A 21,106-nucleotide genomic window follows, 5' to 3' on the forward strand; every position below is an offset into this window, starting at 1 on the left:
AACACAAAACATGAAAAACATTAGAATTATTCAGGAGTTACACGAACTAGGAATTACAGGTTATCATGAAGTGGTTTACAATCCTTCTTATGAGGAATTATTCCAAGCTGAAGTTTCCAACAGAAGAAAAGGAAATGAAAAAGGAGCATTAACAGATACTGGTGCTGTTGCTGTAAAAACAGGAGTGTTTACTGGACGTTCGCCAAAAGACAGGTATATTGTTAAAGACAATATTTCAAAAGATACTATTCATTGGGATGATAAAGTAAATTTTCCAACGACTCAAGGAATTTATCATGAATTGAAAAAATTAGTTTTAAAACAACTTTCTACATCTCCAAAATTATACGTAGTCGATGCTTTTTGCGGTACTAATGCTGATACAAGACTTAAAGTTCGTTTCGTAATGGAAGTAGCTTGGCAAGCACATTTTGTAACCAATATGTTTATTCGACCTTCTGTTTATGAATTAGAAAACTTTGGAGAACCTGATTTTGTTGTAATGAACGGTTCAAAAACCACAAATCCTGATTGGGAGGCACAAGGATTGAATTCTGAAAATTTCGTAGTGTTTAACCTTACTGAAAAAATTCAAATTATTGGAGGGACTTGGTATGGTGGAGAGATGAAAAAAGGAATGTTCTCGATGATGAACTATTATTTACCATTAAAAGGTATGGCATCGATGCATTGTTCTGCAAACGTTGGTGAAGATGGAGATGTTGCAGTATTCTTTGGACTTTCAGGAACTGGAAAAACGACACTTTCTGCCGATCCAAAAAGATATTTAATTGGTGATGACGAACATGGATGGGATAATAATGGAGTATTCAACTATGAAGGAGGTTGTTATGCCAAAGTAATTGATTTATCCGAAGAAAATGAACCAGATATTTGGAGAGCTATCAAAAGAGATGCTTTATTGGAAAATGTTATAGTAGATGAGTACGGAGAAATTGATTACTACGATCACTCTATTACTGAGAATTCAAGAGTTTCTTATCCAATTTATCACATTAATAAGATTGTATTGCCATCTAAAGCGGGACATGCAAAGAAAATCATTTACCTGTCTGCTGATGCTTTTGGAGTATTACCACCAGTGTCAATTTTAGATGAAGATCAAGCGCAATACCACTTTTTATGTGGATACACTTCCAAATTAGCTGGAACCGAAAGAGGAATTACAGAACCACAACCGTCATTCTCCCCAGCATTTGGTGAAGCTTTTTTGACATTACACCCAACAATGTACTCTAAAACATTAATTGGAAAAATGAAAGAACATGGAGCTAAAGCGTATTTGGTAAACACAGGTTGGAATGGAACTGGAAAACGGATTTCTCTTAAAAATACAAGAGCAATCATTGATGCTATCATTAATAGTGAAATTGATACTGTGGAAACAAAAACAATTCCGTTCTTGAACTTGACTATTCCAACAATATTGACAAATGTTAGTGAAGGAATTCTAGATCCAAGAGATACATATAAAGATGTTATTGAATGGGAAAGCAAAGCAAAAGATTTATCAGCACGTTATATTAAAAATTTTGAACAATACACTGATACAGAAGAAGGAAGGCGTTTAGTAGCTGCCGGACCTTCTTTGGAAACTGTTTTTAATTAGTTATAGTCTGTAAAGTTTAATACTATTTTTAATAAAACACGATCCTTTTCAGAGTAAAATATTGCTTTTTTAATTTAACAAATACTTTGCAAAACGTTAAAATAAAAATTGGATTATTATTAATTTATGCTCTATCTTTGCAAAAGAAACAAAGAGTTATCTAATTTTATAAAGTTATGTTATCAATTCAATTACATCACCATCATTCTCATAATTGCTCTCAAGCGATGTGTTAATGATATGCGTGTAATTCACAATAATCTATAAACCCGTTTGAGTACATCAAGCGGGTTTTTTATTACCATACTTTGTACTCAAGCATTTCTAAAACAACAAACAAAAAAAACTACACTAATGAGTACACTTAAAATTGCAATTCAAAAATCAGGTCGTTTAAACGAAGAAAGTATTCAAATCCTAAAAGACGCAGGTATATCAATCGATAACGGAATAGATCAGTTAAAAGCAGAAGCTTCAAATTTCCCTTTAGAGGTTTTGTATTTACGAAATTCAGATATTCCCCAATACCTGATTGATGGAGTAGTAGATATTGCAATTGTTGGAGATAATTTATTGGTTGAAAAAGGTAAAAAAATTGAAGTAATTCAAAAATTAGGTTTTTCAAAATGTAAAGTATCAGTAGCGGTGCCTAAAGCATTCGATTATAAATCTGTTCAAGATTTAGAAGGAATGCGAATTGCAACTTCTTACCCAAATACAGTTATTGATTTTTTTAGTTCTAAAGGAGTAACAGTTGACATTCACCAAATATCTGGTTCGGTAGAAATTGCTCCGAATATAGGTTTGGCTGATGCAATTGTAGATATCGTTTCCAGTGGAAGTACTTTGTTTAAAAATAATTTAAAAGAAGTAGAAGTTATTTTTAAAAGTGAAGCAGTTTTAGCGGTTTCTCCAAAAGTAAGCCCTGAATCTCAAAAAATTATTGACACTTTAAAATTCAGAATAGAATCAGTTTTAAGAGCAAGAAAATCGAAATACATTTTGATGAATATTCCAAATGATAAAATTGATGAAGTAGGCAAAATTCTTCCTGTTTTAAGAAGTTTAACCGTTTTACCATTGGCAGAAGAAGGATGGAGTAGTGTACACTCAGTAATTGACAAAGATACTTTTTGGGAAGTTATTGATAAATTAAAAGCTGTTGGAGCTGAAGGAATTTTAGTTTGCCCAATTGAAAAAATGGTACTTTAAAGGGCTTTGCCCGCTATAGGCTTTAGGCAATATGCTTTAAGCCAAAAATAATACAAAGTTAATAAAGCTTGCAGCCTATAGCTTACAGCTTACAGCATTATAAATAATGAATAAAATATACAATCCAAAGCCAGAAACTTGGTCAGCTATTTTAGAAAGACCAACCAAAACAGTTGATGATATCGAAGCAACTGTGAAAGGAATCTTTAAGGAAGTACAATCAAAAGGTGATTTTGCTGTTGCAAAATATACTTGTCTTTTTGACGGTGTTTCGGTTCCTGAATTAGAAGTTTCACAAACTGAGATAGCGACTGCCATCGCAACGATTCCAAAAGAATTAAAAGACGCTATTCAATTAGCGAAATCAAATATTGAAAAATTCCACGCTGCACAAAAAACAGCTCCAATAACTGTAGAAACCACAGAAGGAGTAAACTGTTGGCAAGAAAAAAGACCAATCCAAAAAATTGGTTTATACATTCCAGGCGGAACAGCTCCATTGTTTTCAACAGTGTTAATGTTGGCTGTACCTGCTAAACTAGCTGGCTGTAAAGAAATTGTTTTGTGTTCGCCACCAGACAAACAAGGAAATATAAATCCTGCCATTTTATATGCCGCTTATTTATGCGGAGTAACTAAAATTTTAAAAGTAGGAGGTATTCAGGCTATTGCAGGGATGACTTTTGGAACTGTCACTATTCCAAAAGTGTACAAAATATTTGGACCAGGTAATCAGTTTGTAACAGTAGCAAAACAATTAGCCACTCAATTTGGTGTGGCCATCGATATGCCTGCAGGTCCTTCTGAATTACTGATTGTCGCTGATGATACTGCAGTTCCTGCCTTTATAGCATCTGATTTATTGTCTCAAGCCGAACATGGAACAGATAGTCAGGTAATTTTAGTTTCTACTTCAAAAACATTAATTGATGAGGTAGAAAAAGAGGTACAACTTCAATTAGACGTTCTTCCAAGAAAAGCTATTGCAGAGAAAGCTATCGCGAATTCAAAATTGATTTATGTTGAAAATGATACCATTGCTCTAGAATTAATCGATGAATATGGACCAGAACACTTTATTATTTGTACTAAAGACGAGGATTTTTATGTAAATAACATTGGTAATGCAGGTTCGGTTTTTATTGGAAATTACACTCCAGAAAGTGCTGGAGATTATGCTTCCGGAACCAATCATACATTGCCAACCAATGGATATGCTAAGAATTATAGTGGTGTAAATTTGGATAGTTTTTCTAAATCAATGACTTTCCAAAAAATAAGTCCAAAAGGTATTCAAAATATTGGTCCAGCTATTGAATTAATGGCAGAAGCCGAAGGATTGCAAGCCCATAAAAATGCTGTTACTTTAAGGCTAAAGGCTGTAAGTAATAAGTAGAAAAAAATTAATCAAGAATATTGCAAAGGCTTACAGCATAAAGCCTATTGCATAAAGCAAATAAAAAAATGACTTTCGATATAAACACTATAGTACGTGAAAACGTCAAAAAATTAAAGCCTTATTCTTCGGCTCGTGATGAGTTTGAGGATTTTGATACTGCGGATATGATTTTTTTGGATGCCAATGAAAATCCATATCAAAACGGCGTAAACCGTTATCCAGACCCACAACAAGGGAATGTAAAAGTGGTTTTGGGAAAAATGAAAAATGTAAATCCAAAACAAATTCTGTTAGGAAACGGAAGTGATGAGGTTTTAGATTTATTATTCAGAGCTTTTTGCGAACCAAAGATTGATAACATTATCTCATTACCGCCAACTTACGGAATGTATAATGTTTTGGCTAACATCAATGTCGTTGAAAACAGAGAAGTATTGCTATCAAATGATTTTCAGCCACAAATTGAGAAAATTTTGGAAGCAGTTGATGCTAATACCAAAATTATCTTTTTGTGTTCGCCAAATAACCCAACAGGTAATTCTTTTTCAGAGGAAAGTGTGACGACATTATTAGAAAAATTCAATGGTTTTGTGGTTATTGATGAAGCCTATATTGATTTTTCGGATAAAGAGGGCTGGTTACAAAAACTAGATCAATATCCAAATTTGATTATCACGCAAACTTTATCTAAAGCCTATGGTTTAGCAGGAATTCGTTTGGGTATTTGCTATGCATCTGCCGAAGTAATTACGGTATTGAATAAAATCAAACCACCTTATAATGTAAATGAATTAACACAACTCCGTGCTTTAGAACGTTTAAGTGATGAGGTTAAAATTGCTAGCGAAATTACCTCAATCATAGCACAAAGAACCGAATTACTTTCAGTTTTAAATAAAGTGTCTTTTGTAGAGAAAATTTATCCAACAGAAGCAAATTTTATTTTAATAAAAGTAGATAATGCAAATAAACGTTACGATGAATTAATTGCTAAAGGAATAGTAATTCGTAACAGAACAACGCAACCGCTTTGTGAAAACACGTTGCGTTTGACTATTGGAACTAAAGAAGAAAATAAAAAATTAATGGAGGCTCTTTTAGTAATAAGCTAGAATCCGATAGATCGTAGTGCAATGAAAAAAATACTTTTTATAGATCGTGATGGAACGATTGTTTTGGAACCAGAAGGATACCAATTAGACAGTTTAGAAAAATTGGAATTTTACCCAAAAGCTTTTCAATATTTGGCAAAAATCGCCAATGAATTGGATTATGAATTAGCAATGGTAACTAATCAAGATGGCTTAGGAACGGATAGCTTTCCTGAAGATACTTTTTGGCCAACACAGAATTTTATCTTAAGAGCCTTTGAAAACGAAGGAGTTCTTTTTGACGATATTTTTGTAGATCGTTCTTTTCCTGAGGACAATGCACCAACACGCAAGCCTCGTACAGGAATGCTAACCAAGTATATTGACAATCCAAATTATGATTTGGAAAACTCTTTTGTACTTGGAGATCGAATTACTGATGTAGAATTGGCTAAAAATCTAGGTGCAAAAGCAATTTTCTTGAAACAAGAAGATGGTTTGGGCAGTAATGAAATTTCGACCGATTTGGCTTCTTTAGAAACGGTTATCGCTTTGCAAACTACTGATTGGAAAAAGATATACGAGTTCTTAAAATTAGAAGCACGTACGGCTTCAATTACGAGAAAAACTCACGAAACAGATATTTATATCAATTTGAATTTGGACGGAACAGGACAAAGTAAAATTGATACTGGAATTGCCTTTTTTGACCACATGCTGGATCAAATTTCACGTCATGGACAAATGGACTTAGAAATCAAAGTAAAAGGAGATTTAGAAGTCGATGAACACCACACAATTGAAGATACTGCTATTGCTCTTGGAGAAGTTTACGCCAAAGCCTTAGGGAATAAATTAGGAATTGAGCGTTATGGTTTTTGTTTACCAATGGACGATTGTTTAGCGCAAGTAGCCATTGATTTTGGCGGTAGAAACTGGCTGATTTGGGAAACTGAATTCAAACGTGAAATGGTGGGCAAAATGCCTACTGAGATGTTTTTCCACTTTTTTAAATCATTCTCTGATGGAGCAAAAGCCAACATCAACATCAAAGCCGAAGGCGATAACGAACATCACAAAATCGAAGCTATTTTCAAGGCTTTCGCCAAAGCAATAAAAGTAGCCGTAAAGCGTGATACAGAGAAAATGATTTTACCATCAACGAAAGGAATGCTTTAAAGTTGATAGTTGTTGGTTGATAGTTGTTAGCTATCAACCGACAACCGACAACTAACAACTAAATATATGAAAATAGTAATCATAAATTACGGAGCAGGAAATATTCAAAGCATTATGTTTGCCATCGAAAGATTGGGATACAAAGCGGTTTTGAGTAATGATCCGGAAGAAATAAAGTCTGCTGATAAAGTGATTTTTCCTGGAGTAGGAGAGGCAAGTTATGCAATGAAAATGCTTAAAAAAAGCGGTTTGGACACTTTGATTCCAACGCTGAAGCAACCTGTTTTTGGAATTTGTTTGGGAATGCAATTGATGTGTAATTCATCTGAAGAAGGAAATACAAAAGGGTTGGGTATTTTTGATGTTGATGTGGTTAAATTCACTTCAAAAGTAAAAGTTCCTCAAATGGGCTGGAACAATATTTATAATCTAAAATCTGATTTATTTAAAGGGATTTCAGAAAATGAATACATGTATTTAGTTCACAGTTTTTATGCGCCAATTTGCGATGAAACCATTGCAACTACCGACTATGAGTTGGAATATTCATCAGCTCTTGAAAATAATAATTTCTACGGAACGCAATTTCACCCTGAAAAAAGTGGTGATGTGGGGGAGCGAATACTTGGAAATTTCTTGAAATTATAAATTTCAATAGCAATAGCAAAAAATCAATTTCAATAGCAATTTTAAAATCTAAAATCTGCACTCTAAAATCAATAAATGGAATGAGAATAATACCTGCAATAGACATCATAGAAGGAAAATGTGTTCGCTTATCTAAAGGCGACTACAATACCAAAATTATATACAACGAAAACCCGCTGGAAGTAGCAAAATCATTCGAAGCACACGGAATTGAATATTTGCATTTGGTAGACTTGGATGGAGCAAAATCAAGCAAAATTGTCAATTATAAAATATTGGAACAAATCGCTTCACAAACCAAATTGAAAATTGATTTTGGCGGAGGATTAAAAGCTGATTCTGATTTGAAAATAGCTTTTGAAAGTGGTGCAAACCAAATCACAGGTGGGAGTATTGCCGTAAAAAACAGAGCGATTTTCGAAAAATGGATTACAGAATACGGTTCTGATAAAATTATTTTGGGTGCTGATGCCAATAACGAAAAAGTAGCCGTTTCAGGATGGTTGGAAGATTCGAATGAGGATTTAGTTCCGTTTATTCAAGATTATCAAAAGAAAGGAATTGAGTACGTGATTTGTACAGATATCGCTAAAGATGGTATGTTAGAAGGCCCTAGTTTTGATTTATACGCCAAGATTTTGGCAGAAGCCAAAGGAATTAAATTAATTGCATCTGGTGGAATTTCAACATTTGATGAATTGCCTAAACTGGCCGAATTGGGCTGTGAAGGAACAATAATTGGAAAAGCCATTTATGAAGGAAGGATTTCGTTGAAACAATTAGAAAATTATATCATTTCCTTGTAGAGACGTTGCACTGCAACGTCTAACACCAAATAATCAAGACGTTGCAGTGCAACGTCTCTACCGTAACAACAAAAAACAATGTTAACAAAAAGAATAATACCCTGCCTCGACATTAAAAACGGAAGAACCGTGAAAGGCGTTAATTTCGTAGATTTACGCGATGCTGGCGATCCTGTGGAATTGGCCAAAATCTATTCGGATGAAGGAGCGGATGAATTAGTTTTCCTTGATATTTCAGCGACTGAAGAAAGAAGACGAACCTTGGTGGATTTGGTTCGTAAAGTCGCTGCTACGATTAACATTCCGTTTACAGTTGGTGGTGGAATTTCGGCAGTGGAAGATGTAGAAGTTTTGCTTCAAAACGGAGCAGATAAAGTTTCTATTAATTCTTCGGCTGTGAAAAATCCCCAATTGATTAATGATTTGGCACAAAAATTCGGAAGTCAATGTGTAGTTGTAGCAATTGATGCTAAACAAATTGATGGAGAATGGATCGTGCATTTGGTAGGAGGAAAAGTTCCAACCGAAATTAGATTGTTTGATTGGGCAAAAGAAGTCGAGCAACGCGGAGCAGGAGAAATTCTGTTTACCTCAATGAATAATGATGGAACCAAAGCAGGTTTTGCCAATGAAGCTTTAGCTAAATTATCCGAAATCGTCAATATTCCGATTATTGCTTCTGGTGGAGCGGGAAATATCCAACATTTTGTAGATACCTTTGTCGAAGGAAAATCGGATGCGGCATTAGCGGCAAGCGTATTTCATTTCAAGGAAATTGAAATCAAGACATTGAAAAAAGAACTTAAAAATAATAATATAGAAGTTAGAATCTAAAATCTGAATTTCTAAAAATCTAAAATAAAAATGAACGTAGATATCAAAAGCGCACACGGTTTAATTCCGGCTATTATTCAGGATTCAGAAACTAAAAATGTTTTGATGTTGGGATATATGAACGAAGAATCACTTCAAAAGACAATTGAAACTCAAAAAGTGACTTTTTTCAGCCGTTCTAAACAAAGACTTTGGACGAAAGGAGAAGAGAGCGGTAATTTTTTGAATTTGGTGAGTATTAAAAACGACTGCGATGGAGATACACTTTTAATTCAGGCAAAACCAGTTGGACCTACTTGTCATACAGGTTCAGATACTTGTTGGCAAGAGCCTAATAATCAGGAATATGGATTTATTTCAAATCTTGAAAATACAATCAAAACTCGTAGAGAAAATGCTGATTCTGAGAAAAGTTATGTTGCTTCCTTATTCAAATTGGGGATCAATAAAATTGCTCAAAAAGTTGGGGAAGAAGCTGTTGAAGTGGTTATTGAGGCGAAAGACGACAACGATGATTTGTTCTTGAGTGAAAGTGCCGATTTACTTTTTCATTATCTGATTTTATTACAGGCCAAAGGATACCAATTGAATGATGTTGTTAATGTTTTAAAAAGCCGTCAGAAATAAAATATATTTTAATTTTATTTAAATTGCTTCGTTTCGCCTAAAGACTCTACTAAAAGTCATGCGCGAAACGAAGCAATTTTATTATAATGACTTTGATCTTAATAAAGTAAAACAGTATTTCTTATAAAAACGTTATGGTTATTTATCAACGTTTTTTGCGTGAGGGATGGGAGCAAGTTACCGAAGTAACGCGGACAGCCCGACCGCAATAGGAAAAGGGGCGGATACTCGGTGCTAAAAGTAGCCCCTTTTTCTATTGTGGTCACGCCCAAATTATTTTAGATAGCAGAATTACATTAAGACTCGTTTATTCATTCTTAAATTCTTAATTTTGCGACAAACAGTACATTTTTCATGCAAAAATATATAGAACAACTTAACGAAGCACAACGCGAACCTGTATTGCAAAAGGATGGTCCTATGATTATTATTGCCGGCGCAGGTTCCGGAAAGACTCGTGTGCTTACCATCAGGATTGCCTATTTGATGCACCAAGGTGTGGATCCTTTCAATATTTTGTCGCTTACTTTTACCAATAAAGCGGCACGTGAGATGAAAAAACGTATCTCTGATATTGTGGGAACGAGTGAAGCTAAAAATCTTTGGATGGGAACTTTTCACTCCGTATTTGCTCGAATTTTACGTGCAGAAGCAGAGCATTTGGGATATCCTTCGAATTTTACAATTTACGATTCTCAGGATTCTTTGCGTGCTATTTCGGGAATTATAAAGGAAATGCAATTGGATCGTGATGTATACAAACCGAAACAGGTTTTGAGTAGGATTTCAAACTTTAAAAACAGCTTGATTACTGTCAAAGCTTATTTTAATGATCCCGATTTGCAAGAGGCTGATGCGATGAGTAAAAAACCAAGAATGGGTGAAATTTACCAAAATTATGTAGAGCGTTGCTTTAAATCGGGTGCGATGGATTTTGATGATTTATTGTTGAAAACAAATGAATTACTGACTCGTTTTCCTGAGGTTTTAGCAAAATATCAAAACCGTTTTAGATATTTATTGGTGGATGAGTACCAAGATACGAACCATTCGCAGTATTTAATTGTTCGCGCTTTGTCGGATAAATTTCAGAATATTTGTGTGGTAGGGGATGATGCTCAGAGTATTTATGCGTTTCGTGGTGCGAATATCAATAATATCTTGAACTTCCAAAAAGATTATGAGGGTGTAAAAACCTTTAGATTGGAGCAAAATTACCGTTCGACCAAAAATATAGTAGAAGCTGCTAATACGATTATTGATAAGAATAAAGTAAAATTAGACAAGATTGTTTGGACGGCCAATGATTTTGGACCAAAAATAAAAGTTCACCGCAGTATTACTGATAATGAAGAAGGACGTTTTGTAGCTGCTACTATTTGGGAACAAAAAATGAATAATCAGTTGCATAATGGGGCATTTGCCATTTTGTATCGTACCAATGCGCAATCCAAAGCTATGGAAGATGCGTTGCGAAAAAGAGATATTCCATACCGTATTTATGGTGGTTTGTCTTTTTATCAAAGAAAAGAGGTTAAAGACGCTTTGTGTTATTTGCGATTGGTTATTAACCCAAAAGATGAGGAAGCTTTGGTTCGTGTTATCAATTATCCAGCTAGAGGAATTGGAAATACAACGATCGAGAAGCTTACAATTGCCGCCAATCACTACAAACGTTCGATTTTTGAAGTCATGCAAAACATTGAGCGAATTGACTTGAAACTGAATTCGGGAACCAAGCAAAAACTATTGGATTTTGTTACGATGATTCAAAGTTTTCAGGTGATTAATGAGAATCACGATGCTTTTTATGTTGTAGAACACGTAGCCAAAAAAACAGGCTTGATTCAAGAATTGAAAAAAGATGCTACTCCAGAAGGAATGGCTCGGATTGAAAATATTGAGCAGTTATTAAATGGAGTTAAAGATTTTATCGAAGGTCAAAAAGAAGTAGATGGTGCTCGTGGTGCATTATCTGAGTTTATGGAAGATGTTGCCCTTGCAACCGATTTAGACAAAGATACCAGTGATGAAGATCGTGTGGCTTTGATGACGATACACTTGGCCAAAGGTCTTGAATTTCCTCATGTGTTTGTGGTAGGAATGGAAGAGGATTTGTTTCCTAGTGCTATGAGTATGAGTACAAGAAGTGAACTGGAAGAAGAACGACGTTTATTTTATGTAGCTTTGACACGAGCTGAGCATCAAGCTTATTTGACATATGCACAATCTCGTTACCGTTGGGGGAAATTAACTGATAGTGAACCTTCTCGTTTTATCGAAGAAATCGATGGACAATATTTGGAATATATAACTCCTCCCGAAAGTAATTACCGCTATAAACCTACGATTGACAGTGATATTTTTGGTGATGTGGATAAATCTAAATTACGTTTGGCAAAACCTATAGGAAGCACACCTCCTAAATATGTAACAGATAATCAACCCAAATCTGATGTTAATATTAGAAAGTTGAAACCAATGACAGGAAATAATCCTGCTGCAGGAAGCGCTAATTTATTTGACAATACATTAATACCAGGAAATGTAGTAATGCACGAACGTTTTGGAAAAGGGCAAGTTGTTAACTTAGAAGGCGTTGGAGCAGATAAAAAAGCTGAAATTAAGTTTGAAGTTGGTGGTATTAAAAAATTGTTATTGCGATTTGCAAAATTAGATGTTATAGGCTAATATTCAGATAGCAGATAGCAGAATTCAGTTTAAAATCAAGAAATCGTTAATCAAAAATCTTAAATCTAATGGCAGAATTCATTAAAATATACGAAGATAAACCTAGTGAAGCAGCTATAGCAAAAGTTGTAAAAGTATTAAGAGACGGTGGTCTAGTTATTTATCCTACCGATACAGTCTATGGATTAGGTTGTGATATCACCAATTCTAGAGCTTTAGAACGTATTGCTAAAATTAAAGGAGTAAAGCTTGACAAGGCTAAATTCTCTTTTATTTGTCATGATTTGAGTAATTTATCGGATTATGTAAAGCAAATTGAAACTTCTACTTTTAAGATTTTGAAGAGAGCTTTACCAGGTCCCTATACTTTCATTTTGCCAGGAAACAATAATTTACCAAAAGAATTCAAAAAGAAAACTACCGTTGGTATTCGTGTTCCCGAAAACAATATCACTTTAGAAATAGTGCGTCAACTTGGAAATCCAATAGTAACAACCTCTATTCGTGACGAGGATGATGTAGTGGAATATACTACTGATCCAGAACTTATTTTTGAAAAATGGCAAAATCTAGTCGATATGGTTATCGATGGAGGTTATGGTGATAATGTAGCTTCAACGATTATTGATTTATCAGGACATGAACCAGAAGTCATTAGAGAAGGTAAGGGGACTTTAGATATTTTGTAATTTTCAAATTAAGTATTCAAGATCTAAACAAGTTTTTAGAATAATTAGCAAATTAATTTTAATGAAAATATTTTTTTGCACAAAAAAAGTATTAATTGAAACCGAGTTTTAAATTAATAGGTATAAAAAAAGGTTGTCTAAAATTACTAGACAACCTATTTTTTTATATAATGAATTCTGAATATTAATAAGGCAAAACTCTTTTGTTTTTTTGTTCTTCTAAAAGTTCCGCTACTGCTAAATAAAAAGCGCTACTTCCACAAATTACTCCAATTGCTCCAGCAACTGGTGCTAACGCTTCCATACCTGTGATTTTTTCTATAGCTAAAACGAAAAACAAGATGGTTAAAGACAAAAATACAAATTGTTGTACTTTGCTACCACCCCAAGTTCCCCACCACATAAAAGCGGTAAAAATTCCCCAAAGTGCTAAGTAACAACCGAAAAATGGTGCTTCAGTTTTTCCAGCCATTTCGAATCCAGTATTTGGAAAAAGCCAAATACCTACCAAGGTAAGCCAAAAGAAACCATAAGAAGTAAAAGCAGTTCCTGCAAATGTTTTTCCATTTTTATAAGATAGTAGTCCTGCGATTATTTGAGCTAGACCGCCGTAAAAAATCCCCATTGAGATAATTACAGCACTTACTGGGAAAAATCCCAAATTGTGAATATTTAATAAGATTGTGGTCATTCCGAAACCCAAAAGGCCTAATGGCGCAGGATTAGCTAATTTGTTTTCCATTTTTTTTTAGTTTTTTAATAGTTATAAAATTCAAATATAACGTTATAGTTCGTTATAGGTTGCAGCAAAAATAACATTTTATGCTATTAATTTTACATTTGTATAAAAAAGATGAAAAAAAAATTAGGCATCCAAATCTAAACCAAAAGTGGTTCTTAATAATTCAATGTTTGGGTTTATTTCTAAAAGTCGGTTATAGCGGTCTTGATCGGTAAAGCTTCTTCTAATTTCTATACTTTCGTTTACATTTACCTCGATAGTTATATCGTGATTATGTAAATGGCCACGTAAATGCCCCAGAAGTCCAATCATTTCCTTTTCAAAATCTAATTTTGAACCTTCATTGGGTAATTCAAAAGTAATGCTGTTTCCGTTTAATTTTGGATCATTAATTAAAAGCAAGGATTCCATGATTTTAAACCCTTTTTTTCCAAGTCGTTCCGCATATTTTGTCCATTGCAAAAGCATTTCTGTTTCAGAAAATGATTCAGTTGGAAGTATCGCGTTATTGTCTTCTTTTACAAATCCTTTTAAGTTTTCTTCTAAAGCTTTTTTAGCTCGAATGCTAGAAAGGGATAAAGCTGAAAATTTAGGTTCGTTGCTTGGAGGGTTTGAAAATGCTGGATTTACAATTGGTGTTTTTTCTTCAACAAATGCAATAGGTTTTGCGATTTCATTTTTTTCAATGTTATTGTCATTGATTTCTTTTTTAGAAACTTCAACTATTGAGTAATCAGTTTTTCTAAAGTAAGTAGGGGGAATTATGAATTTGTCAACTTTTTTTTTTCTCCATCAAAAGTGATAGAGGCAAGTTGCATCAAGCAAAGTTCAACAAGTAGTCTTTGGTTTTGACTGGCTTTGTATTTTAAATCGCAATCATTAGCAATTTCGATTCCATTTAGTAAAAAATCTTGGCTACACTTTTGTGCCTGAATACCATACATTTTTTGAGCTTGCTCTCCCACTTCAAGTAATATAAGAGTAGAAGGGGTTTTACTTACCAATAAATCTCTAAAATGACTGGCTAATCCTGAAACAAAGTGATGGCTATCAAAACCTTTTGATGAAATTTCATTGAATGTTATTAACAGATCTGGAATTTTATTTTCTAGAATTAAATCAGTAACTGTAACGTAAGTTTCGTAATCTAAAACATTTAAATTTTCGGTTACAGCCTGACGTGTTAAATTGTTTCCACAAAAAGAAACGACTCTGTCAAAAATAGACAAAGCATCACGCATTGCTCCATCAGCTTTTTGAGCTATAATGTGTAAAGCGTCATCTTCAAAAGCAACACCTTGACTAGTTGCCACATCGGCAAGATGTTCTTTGGCGTCTTTTACGGTAATTCTTTTGAAATCAAATATTTGACAACGAGATAATATCGTTGGAATAATTTTATGTTTTTCGGTGGTTGCCAATATAAAAATGGCATGTTTTGGCGGTTCTTCTAAAGTTTTCAAAAAAGCATTAAAAGCTGCCGATGATAACATGTGTACCTCGTCAATAATATACACTTTATATTGTCCTGTTTGAGGAGGGATACGAACTTGGTCAATCAAATTTCGAATATCGTCTACTGAATTGTTAGAAGCGGCATCGAGTTCGAATACATTAAAAGCAAAATCTTCGTTGGGATCATCGTATCCTGGCTGATTTATTTTACGAGCCAAAATACGGGCACAAGTTGTTTTTCCAACACCACGAGGTCCTGTGAATAAAAGGGCTGAAGCTAAATGATTGCTTTCTATGGCATTAAGTAAAGTATTGGTAATCGCTTTTTGTCCCACTACATCTTTAAATGTTTGCGGGCGATATTTACGAGCCGATACTACAAATTGTTCCATAATTTTCTTTATTCGAAAGCAAATATAGGACTTGAAAATTCAAAAAACAAGTTCCGAAATTTTAATTTTTTAGTTTTTAATTTCTTTTAATAAGAAGTTTTGGAATTCGTTTTTTCAATATCATTTGCGTATTTTCACGGCACTTAATTTCCTGTCTTAATAAATTGGCTTTTATATGGATCTTTCAAAAGGAATTACAATCGTTGGAGGTGGATTGGCTGGACTTACAGCAGCAATACATTTGTCTAAAATTGGCCTAAAAGTTATTTTGATTGAAAAAAATGAGTATCCAAAACATAAAGTTTGCGGTGAATATATTTCAAATGAAATTTTGCCGTACCTAAATTGGCTTTCGCTTAATATATCCGAATTAAATCCGACTCAAATTACAAAACTAGAATTTTCGACTTCAGCTGGTGAAATGATCCAATGCGATTTACCTCTTGGTGGATTTGGTATTAGTCGATATGCTCTGGATGATTTTCTATACAAGAAAGCAATTCAAAATGGTTGCGAAATCATCCAAGATACTGTAAATGATATTGTTTTTGAAAATGAAATTTTTACAGTTTCCACTTCAAATAATAGAATAATTACATCTGGAATTGTCATTGGGGCTTTTGGGAAGCGATCTAATCTAGATCAGAAGCTGAAGCGTGAATTTTTTAAGAAAAAGTCTCATTGGTTGGCGGTAAAATCTCATTATTCAGGTGAATATCCTAATCAATTAGTAGGGTTACACAATTTTGAAGGAGGGTATTGTGGGGTTTCAAAAGTAGAAAACAATATTATAAATATTTGTTATTTGGCTAGTTACGCTTCTTTTAAAAAATATAAAAACATAAAAGATTTTCAAAATCATATTGTTGCTAAAAACCCACATTTGAAATTAATTTTTGATAATACCAAAATGCTTTTTGAAGCTCCTTTGAGTATTAGCCACATCTCATTTGATAAGAAAACTTTAATAGAAAATCATATCCTAATGATTGGAGATACTGCTGGCTTAATTCATCCGCTATGCGGAAACGGAATGGCTATGGCGATTCATAGTGCTAAAATTGTTTCTGAATTGATAGAAAAAGTACATAAAAATCAGATTAAATCTAGAAGTAAATTGGAAAAAAAATACAGTAATGAATGGAAGATTAATTTTGAAAAAAGATTAATATTTGGACGTATTTTGGCTTTTTTATTGCAAAAAAAAATGATTTGCACCATTTTTACGAAAATAATGATTAAATTCCCTTCAATATTACCAATTATAATCAATCGGACCCACGGCAAAACAATTGTGATTAATAATTAATGAGTAACAAGATATTTATAAAAAGCAAACATAGAATAAATGATCCCGAAATTATGGATGATTTTGATATGAAAGGCGATATTTTAAAAGATGCACTAGATAAAATTGCGAAAATAAATAGTCTTTTGGGAGGTAATAAATTGACTTTGGAAGGCGTTTGTAAATTACTCAAAAAGACTTCAAATGGTACTTTAATTACGATTGTAGATGTTGGTTGTGGTAATGGAGATATGCTGCGAAAATTAGCTGATTTTGGCGTACAAAATAATTTAAATTTAGAACTCATTGGTATTGATGCTAATCATTATACGGTAAATTACGCAATTGATTTGTCAACGAAATATTCAAATATTAGGTACAGACACGAAGATATTTTTGATAAATCTTTTAGTGAGTTAAAATATGATATTGTACTTTGTACGTTAACGTTACATCATTTCAAGAATAATGAAATTGTAAAAATACTGACCTTGTTTAATGCAAATTCAAAACTTGGTTTTGTAATCAATGATTTGCATCGAAGTATTACGGCGTATCGATTATTTCAAGTGATTTGTTTTGTGTTTAGATTGAATGAAATGACCAGAAAAGATGGTTTAACTTCTATTCTAAGAGGTTTTAAAAAAAGAGAATTGGTTGCGTTTGCTGAGAATTTAAAGTTTAAAAAATATACCATTCAATGGAAATGGGCATTCCGATATCAATTGATAATTGAGAAATAAAATAATGAGTGTAAAAATAAAATGTGTTGCCAAGCAATTGCCAAAGTTTTCAAGAACTACTGAAGAAATTCTTCCTTTTCTGGATATTTGGCTAGAAGGTCAAGAAGAGCGTTTTATTCGAAAAGTGAAGAAAATTTTTGAAGGAGCAGCAGTCGATAAACGATATTCTATAATGGACCCGATTTCGGTCTTTGAAAATACTTCTTTTGAAGAGAAAAATGACATTTATATTAGAGAGGTAATTGTTTTAGGAGAAAAAGTGCTGGATAAAGCTTTGAAAAAAGCCAAATGGTTGCCGGAGGATCTGGATTTTATAATTACAGTAAGCTGTACTGGTATAATGATTCCGTCCTTGGATGCTTATTTGATTAATAGTTTAAAATTGCGGCAAGATATTGTGCGATTGCCAGTTACTGAAATGGGTTGTGCAGCTGGAATTTCGGGTATTATCTATGCTAAGAATTTTCTAAAGGCAAATCCTGGTAAAAAAGCAGCAGTTATTGCTGTAGAAAGCCCTACAGCAACGTTTCAATTGAATGATTTTTCAATGGCAAATATTGTAAGTGCTGCCATTTTTGGTGATGGCGCGGCTTGTGTTTTGCTTTCTTCAGACGAAGAGGAGGAAGGTGTTGAGATTATTGATGAAGAAATGTATCATTTCTATGATAATATTGATATGATGGGCTTTAAACTCACTAATTCTGGATTACAGATGGTTTTAGATATTGAAGTTCCAAATACGATTGCTTCTCATTTTGAGGGTATTATTCACCCATTTTTGCAAAAGAATAATTTTAAAATAACCGATATTGATCATTTGATTTTTCATCCTGGAGGCAAAAAAATTATACAAATTGTTGAAGAACTCTTTTCGGGTTATGGAAAAAATATTGATGATACTAAAGAGGTTTTAAAACTGTATGGAAATATGTCGAGTGCAACTGTGTTATATGTTTTAGAACGATTTATGGATAAAAATCCTGCGAAAGGTTCAAAGGGTTTAATGTTGAGTTTTGGTCCTGGATTTTCGGCTCAAAGGGTATTATTACAATTTTAAAAAACAAAGAAAAGAAACAATCAAATGGAAGATATACTGTCAAGATTACCGTATTCAAAACCTTTTTTGTTTGTCGATAAAATTATTGAAATTAATGAAAATGGGGTAATAGGGGAGTATACTTTTAATGAAAATTTAGATTTCTATAAAGGACATTTTAAAGATAATCCTGTAACGCCAGGAGTGATTTTGACAGAAGTTATGGCTCAAATTGGATTAGTATGTTTGGGTTTGTTTTTATTAAATGATACAATTAATTTAAATACAACAATATGCTTAACATCAACTAATATTGATTTTTTAAAAGCGGTATATCCAAATGAAAAAGTAACAGTAGTTTCGAAAAAAATCTATTTTAGATTTGGAAAGTTAAAGTGTAATGTGAGTATGAAAAATGAGAGAAACGAAATTGTTTGTAGCGGAGTAATTGCTGGTATGATCGTTTGAAAATAATAAAGAATACAAGTAATCTAAGTTATTACATTATAATTGATTTATAATTAGTTGGAATTATTTTTTCAATTGATTGTTGCTATTAATATTAATATTGAAATTGACATTGAAAAACAGAGTTGTTATAACGGGTCTTGGTGTTGTTGCTCCAAACGGAGTAGGTCTTGATGCGTTTCAATCTGCAATAAAAAGTGGAACTTCGGGTATTAGACATTTTGAAGAATTAGAAAGATTAAAATTTTCCTGTCAAATTGCAGGTATGCCAAATATTTCAACAGAATTGGCGTTACAGTATTTTACGGAGTTAGAACTTAAGAATTTTAATTCTTCGGGTATTTTATATGGTGTTATTGCTGGAATTGATGCATGGAAAGATGCTGGGTTATCAACGGAGCGATTGGAGGAACCTGATTGGGATAGTGGAACTATTTTTGGATCAGGATCTTCGGGGATTGAGAAATTACGAGAAAGCATTTATAAAATTGATGACTTAAAAGTTAGAAATTTAGGAAGTTCCGTGGTAATTCAAACAATGAGCAGTGGCGTAAGTGCTTATTTAGGAGGGAAATTGGGGCTCGGTAATCAAGTTACTTCGAACTCTTCGGCTTGTACTACTGGAACTGAAAGTATTATTATGGCGTATGATCGCATACGATCTGGACAGTCTAAACGTATTTTGGCAGGAAGTACAAGTGATTCTGGACCTTATATATGGGGTGGATTTGATGCTATGAGAGTATGTACTTTTAAACACAATGACTCGCCTGAAAATGGTTCTCGGCCAATGTCTGCAAGTGCTTCTGGTTTTGTTCCTGGAAGTGGAGCGGGGGCTTTGGTTCTAGAAGATTTAGAAACAGCCTTGTCAAGAGGAGCGAGAATATATGCGGAAGTGTTAGGTGGAAGCTTAAATTCTGGGGGGCAAAGAGGTTTAGGTTCTTTAACAGCTCCAAACCCTGTGGCTGTACAAAGATGTATTGAACAAGCAATGATAAGTTCAGGAATTACTGCTCAAGATGTAGACGGAATAAACGGACATCTTACTGCTACAACAAAGGACAGTTTGGAAATATTAAATTGGAGTAACGCTTTGAACAGGAGAGGGGTAGATTTTCCTTATATTAATTCGTTGAAATCTTCTGTTGGGCATTGTTTGTCAGCAGCGGGAAGTATTGAAAGTGTTGCCACAGTTTTGCAATTGCATCAAGGATTTATTTTTCCAAATCGAAATTGTGAAGATTTGCATCCCGAAATCACCGCAATTATTGATTTCTCAAGAATTCCTGCGCAATTGATTGAAAAACAGATGGATATTGTTTTAAAAGCAAGTTTTGGATTTGGCGATGTAAATGGATGTGTTGTTTTTAAAAGAATAACTCCTTACGAAATTAAACCTTAGATAGTTAATGTATAAATAAAAATAATTTTATGGATAGAGAAGCAACATTAGAACAGTTAAAAAACATAATAAGGCCGTATGTCCAGGATCAGATTGCTTTTGATTCTCTTTCTGAAGAAACAGATTTCATCAATGATTTAAAAATAAATTCGGCTAATTTGGTTGATGTGATTTTAGATATTGAAGAGAAGTTTGATATTATGATCGATAATGAATCTATGAAACAAATGATTAATGCGAAAGAAGCTATCGTAATTATTGAGTCCGAATTATCAAAAAAATGATCGGTAACGATATAATTGATCTCAATTTAGCTCGAAAAGAGAGTAACTGGAAAAGAAAAGGATTTTTAGAAAAAATATTTTCTTTGCAAGAGCAAATATTGATTCATAATGCTTCTAATCCTGAGCTGATGGTTTGGAATTTATGGAGTAGAAAAGAAGCGGCTTATAAAATTTATAATCGCCAAACAGGAATAAAAGGCTATTTTCCTTGGCTTTTAGACTGTTGTTATGATAACAGCCTTTCTGGTAAAGTGGTTATAGGTGATTTTGTTTTTTATACTCAAACTGAAATTACCAATGAGTATATTTACTCAATAGCAGTTTCTGAAAAAGTATTTTTTGATAAAATAAGACCTTTAGAATCAGTAGAAAAAATAAAAAAAGATAATGGAATACCGTATATTCTTGATGTTGCTACAAATACAATTCAACCCGTTTCTATAACTCATCACGGGCGGTTTCAAAGAATAATATCGATTTAATTTATCCG

22 protein-coding genes are annotated in these 21,106 nt (G+C 33.4%); 19 read left to right on the top strand and 3 right to left on the bottom strand.

The genetic code is table 11. The features are described from left to right. The first annotated feature begins 10 nt into the window (after positions 1 to 10). From pckA to ACUN3A_RS18490, 11 genes are all read left to right on the top strand, one after another. Positions 11 to 1,630 (top strand): phosphoenolpyruvate carboxykinase (ATP), encoded by a 1,620-nt coding sequence (gene pckA, locus ACUN3A_RS18440; RefSeq protein WP_445552750.1) that lies wholly within the window; start codon positions 11 to 13, stop codon positions 1,628 to 1,630. Between the two features lie 354 nt (positions 1,631 to 1,984). Beyond that, positions 1,985 to 2,842, top strand: coding sequence for an ATP phosphoribosyltransferase (hisG, locus tag ACUN3A_RS18445; RefSeq protein ID WP_445552751.1), 858 nt, complete (start codon positions 1,985 to 1,987; stop codon positions 2,840 to 2,842). A 106-nt stretch (positions 2,843 to 2,948) separates the two neighbouring features. Further along, positions 2,949 to 4,238, top strand: a complete 1,290-nt coding sequence (gene hisD, locus ACUN3A_RS18450; RefSeq protein ID WP_445552752.1) for a histidinol dehydrogenase — start codon at positions 2,949 to 2,951, stop codon at positions 4,236 to 4,238. Between the two features lie 68 nt (positions 4,239 to 4,306). Continuing rightward, positions 4,307 to 5,353 carry a histidinol-phosphate transaminase gene (hisC, locus tag ACUN3A_RS18455; protein ID WP_445552753.1) on the top strand — a complete coding sequence of 349 codons (1,047 nt, stop codon included), beginning with the start codon at positions 4,307 to 4,309 and terminating at the stop codon, positions 5,351 to 5,353. Positions 5,354 to 5,374: 21 nt separating this feature from the next. Beyond that, positions 5,375 to 6,511, top strand: a complete 1,137-nt coding sequence (gene hisB / locus ACUN3A_RS18460; RefSeq protein ID WP_445552754.1) for a bifunctional histidinol-phosphatase/imidazoleglycerol-phosphate dehydratase HisB — start codon at positions 5,375 to 5,377, stop codon at positions 6,509 to 6,511. A gap of 66 nt (positions 6,512 to 6,577) precedes the next feature. Next, entirely contained in the window at positions 6,578 to 7,159 is a 582-nt protein-coding gene (hisH, locus tag ACUN3A_RS18465; RefSeq protein WP_445552755.1) for an imidazole glycerol phosphate synthase subunit HisH, read from the top strand. Between the two features lie 80 nt (positions 7,160 to 7,239). After that, entirely contained in the window at positions 7,240 to 7,965 is a 726-nt protein-coding gene (hisA, locus tag ACUN3A_RS18470) for a 1-(5-phosphoribosyl)-5-[(5-phosphoribosylamino)methylideneamino]imidazole-4-carboxamide isomerase (protein ID WP_445552756.1), read from the top strand. 78 nt (positions 7,966 to 8,043) lie between these two features. Further along, the gene (gene hisF, locus ACUN3A_RS18475) at positions 8,044 to 8,799 is read left to right on the top strand and encodes an imidazole glycerol phosphate synthase subunit HisF (protein ID WP_445552757.1); all 756 of its coding nucleotides are present in this window, start codon (positions 8,044 to 8,046) and stop codon (positions 8,797 to 8,799) included. A gap of 30 nt (positions 8,800 to 8,829) precedes the next feature. Further along, entirely contained in the window at positions 8,830 to 9,426 is a 597-nt protein-coding gene (gene hisIE / locus ACUN3A_RS18480) for a bifunctional phosphoribosyl-AMP cyclohydrolase/phosphoribosyl-ATP diphosphatase HisIE (RefSeq protein WP_445552758.1), read from the top strand. A 354-nt stretch (positions 9,427 to 9,780) separates the two neighbouring features. Further along, complete coding sequence (locus tag ACUN3A_RS18485; protein WP_445552759.1) at positions 9,781 to 12,117, top strand: ATP-dependent helicase; 2,337 nt, start codon at positions 9,781 to 9,783, stop codon at positions 12,115 to 12,117. A gap of 68 nt (positions 12,118 to 12,185) precedes the next feature. Further along, positions 12,186 to 12,806: an L-threonylcarbamoyladenylate synthase gene (locus ACUN3A_RS18490; protein WP_445552760.1), complete on the top strand. Its 621-nt coding sequence runs from the start codon at positions 12,186 to 12,188 to the stop codon at positions 12,804 to 12,806. 184 nt (positions 12,807 to 12,990) lie between these two features. On the opposite strand, the gene ACUN3A_RS18495 is transcribed toward ACUN3A_RS18490, so the two are convergent. Both ACUN3A_RS18495 and ACUN3A_RS18500 read right to left on the bottom strand, forming a co-directional pair. Further along, entirely contained in the window at positions 12,991 to 13,548 is a 558-nt protein-coding gene (locus tag ACUN3A_RS18495; RefSeq protein WP_445552761.1) for an acetate uptake transporter, read from the bottom strand. A 123-nt stretch (positions 13,549 to 13,671) separates the two neighbouring features. Beyond that, the gene (locus ACUN3A_RS18500; RefSeq protein WP_445552762.1) at positions 13,672 to 13,959 is read right to left on the bottom strand and encodes a DNA polymerase III; all 288 of its coding nucleotides are present in this window, start codon (positions 13,957 to 13,959) and stop codon (positions 13,672 to 13,674) included. Between ACUN3A_RS18500 and ACUN3A_RS18505 the strand changes: the two genes are divergently transcribed. Next, on the top strand, positions 13,958 to 14,281 hold the full coding sequence (locus tag ACUN3A_RS18505; protein ID WP_445552763.1) for a hypothetical protein: 324 nt from the start codon (positions 13,958 to 13,960) through the stop codon (positions 14,279 to 14,281). The genes ACUN3A_RS18500 and ACUN3A_RS18505 overlap by 2 nt on opposite strands. A gap of 28 nt (positions 14,282 to 14,309) precedes the next feature. Here the strand turns inward: ACUN3A_RS18505 and dnaX are convergent, their stop codons facing one another. Then, positions 14,310 to 15,395, bottom strand: coding sequence for a DNA polymerase III subunit gamma/tau (gene dnaX / locus ACUN3A_RS18510; RefSeq protein WP_445552764.1), 1,086 nt, complete (start codon positions 15,393 to 15,395; stop codon positions 14,310 to 14,312). A 175-nt stretch (positions 15,396 to 15,570) separates the two neighbouring features. Here dnaX and ACUN3A_RS18515 point away from each other — a divergent pair, with 175 nt between their 5' ends. The 7 genes from ACUN3A_RS18515 to ACUN3A_RS18545 all read left to right on the top strand — a co-directional run bounded on the left by ACUN3A_RS18515 (position 15,571) and on the right by ACUN3A_RS18545 (position 21,098). Beyond that, complete coding sequence (locus ACUN3A_RS18515; RefSeq protein WP_445552765.1) at positions 15,571 to 16,704, top strand: NAD(P)/FAD-dependent oxidoreductase; 1,134 nt, start codon at positions 15,571 to 15,573, stop codon at positions 16,702 to 16,704. After that, positions 16,704 to 17,426 (top strand): methyltransferase domain-containing protein, encoded by a 723-nt coding sequence (locus ACUN3A_RS18520; protein ID WP_445552766.1) that lies wholly within the window; start codon positions 16,704 to 16,706, stop codon positions 17,424 to 17,426. Before ACUN3A_RS18515 ends, ACUN3A_RS18520 begins: the two co-directional genes overlap by 1 nt. 4 nt (positions 17,427 to 17,430) lie before the next feature. After that, positions 17,431 to 18,483 carry a type III polyketide synthase gene (locus ACUN3A_RS18525; RefSeq protein ID WP_445552767.1) on the top strand — a complete coding sequence of 351 codons (1,053 nt, stop codon included), beginning with the start codon at positions 17,431 to 17,433 and terminating at the stop codon, positions 18,481 to 18,483. A gap of 24 nt (positions 18,484 to 18,507) precedes the next feature. After that, complete coding sequence (locus ACUN3A_RS18530) at positions 18,508 to 18,930, top strand: 3-hydroxyacyl-ACP dehydratase FabZ family protein (RefSeq protein WP_445552768.1); 423 nt, start codon at positions 18,508 to 18,510, stop codon at positions 18,928 to 18,930. Between the two features lie 112 nt (positions 18,931 to 19,042). Next, the gene (locus ACUN3A_RS18535; protein ID WP_445552769.1) at positions 19,043 to 20,332 is read left to right on the top strand and encodes a beta-ketoacyl-[acyl-carrier-protein] synthase family protein; all 1,290 of its coding nucleotides are present in this window, start codon (positions 19,043 to 19,045) and stop codon (positions 20,330 to 20,332) included. 29 nt (positions 20,333 to 20,361) lie between these two features. Then, on the top strand, positions 20,362 to 20,616 hold the full coding sequence (locus ACUN3A_RS18540; RefSeq protein WP_445552770.1) for an acyl carrier protein: 255 nt from the start codon (positions 20,362 to 20,364) through the stop codon (positions 20,614 to 20,616). Continuing rightward, entirely contained in the window at positions 20,613 to 21,098 is a 486-nt protein-coding gene (locus tag ACUN3A_RS18545; protein ID WP_445552771.1) for a 4'-phosphopantetheinyl transferase family protein, read from the top strand. The genes ACUN3A_RS18540 and ACUN3A_RS18545 overlap by 4 nt, the downstream gene beginning before the upstream one ends. Positions 21,099 to 21,106: the final 8 nt, after the last annotated feature.

Source organism: Flavobacterium sp. WC2509, from assembly GCF_052683105.1.

Coding starts and splice junctions, on each gene's coding strand:
- hisH (WP_445552755.1), top strand. CDS start 6,578: ATGAAAATAGTAATCATAAATTACGGAGCAGGAAATATTCAAAGCATT.
- ACUN3A_RS18495 (WP_445552761.1), bottom strand. CDS start 13,548: ATGGAAAACAAATTAGCTAATCCTGCGCCATTAGGCCTTTTGGGTTTC.
- hisIE (WP_445552758.1), top strand. CDS start 8,830: ATGAACGTAGATATCAAAAGCGCACACGGTTTAATTCCGGCTATTATT.
- hisD (WP_445552752.1), top strand. CDS start 2,949: ATGAATAAAATATACAATCCAAAGCCAGAAACTTGGTCAGCTATTTTA.
- ACUN3A_RS18540 (WP_445552770.1), top strand. CDS start 20,362: ATGGATAGAGAAGCAACATTAGAACAGTTAAAAAACATAATAAGGCCG.
- ACUN3A_RS18485 (WP_445552759.1), top strand. CDS start 9,781: ATGCAAAAATATATAGAACAACTTAACGAAGCACAACGCGAACCTGTA.
- ACUN3A_RS18525 (WP_445552767.1), top strand. CDS start 17,431: ATGAGTGTAAAAATAAAATGTGTTGCCAAGCAATTGCCAAAGTTTTCA.
- ACUN3A_RS18500 (WP_445552762.1), bottom strand. CDS start 13,959: ATGGAATCCTTGCTTTTAATTAATGATCCAAAATTAAACGGAAACAGC.
- hisF (WP_445552757.1), top strand. CDS start 8,044: ATGTTAACAAAAAGAATAATACCCTGCCTCGACATTAAAAACGGAAGA.
- ACUN3A_RS18530 (WP_445552768.1), top strand. CDS start 18,508: ATGGAAGATATACTGTCAAGATTACCGTATTCAAAACCTTTTTTGTTT.
- ACUN3A_RS18520 (WP_445552766.1), top strand. CDS start 16,704: ATGAGTAACAAGATATTTATAAAAAGCAAACATAGAATAAATGATCCC.
- hisC (WP_445552753.1), top strand. CDS start 4,307: ATGACTTTCGATATAAACACTATAGTACGTGAAAACGTCAAAAAATTA.
- ACUN3A_RS18545 (WP_445552771.1), top strand. CDS start 20,613: ATGATCGGTAACGATATAATTGATCTCAATTTAGCTCGAAAAGAGAGT.
- pckA (WP_445552750.1), top strand. CDS start 11: ATGAAAAACATTAGAATTATTCAGGAGTTACACGAACTAGGAATTACA.
- ACUN3A_RS18505 (WP_445552763.1), top strand. CDS start 13,958: ATGATTTTAAACCCTTTTTTTCCAAGTCGTTCCGCATATTTTGTCCAT.
- hisG (WP_445552751.1), top strand. CDS start 1,985: ATGAGTACACTTAAAATTGCAATTCAAAAATCAGGTCGTTTAAACGAA.
- hisB (WP_445552754.1), top strand. CDS start 5,375: ATGAAAAAAATACTTTTTATAGATCGTGATGGAACGATTGTTTTGGAA.
- hisA (WP_445552756.1), top strand. CDS start 7,240: ATGAGAATAATACCTGCAATAGACATCATAGAAGGAAAATGTGTTCGC.
- ACUN3A_RS18490 (WP_445552760.1), top strand. CDS start 12,186: ATGGCAGAATTCATTAAAATATACGAAGATAAACCTAGTGAAGCAGCT.
- ACUN3A_RS18515 (WP_445552765.1), top strand. CDS start 15,571: ATGGATCTTTCAAAAGGAATTACAATCGTTGGAGGTGGATTGGCTGGA.
- dnaX (WP_445552764.1), bottom strand. CDS start 15,395: ATGGAACAATTTGTAGTATCGGCTCGTAAATATCGCCCGCAAACATTT.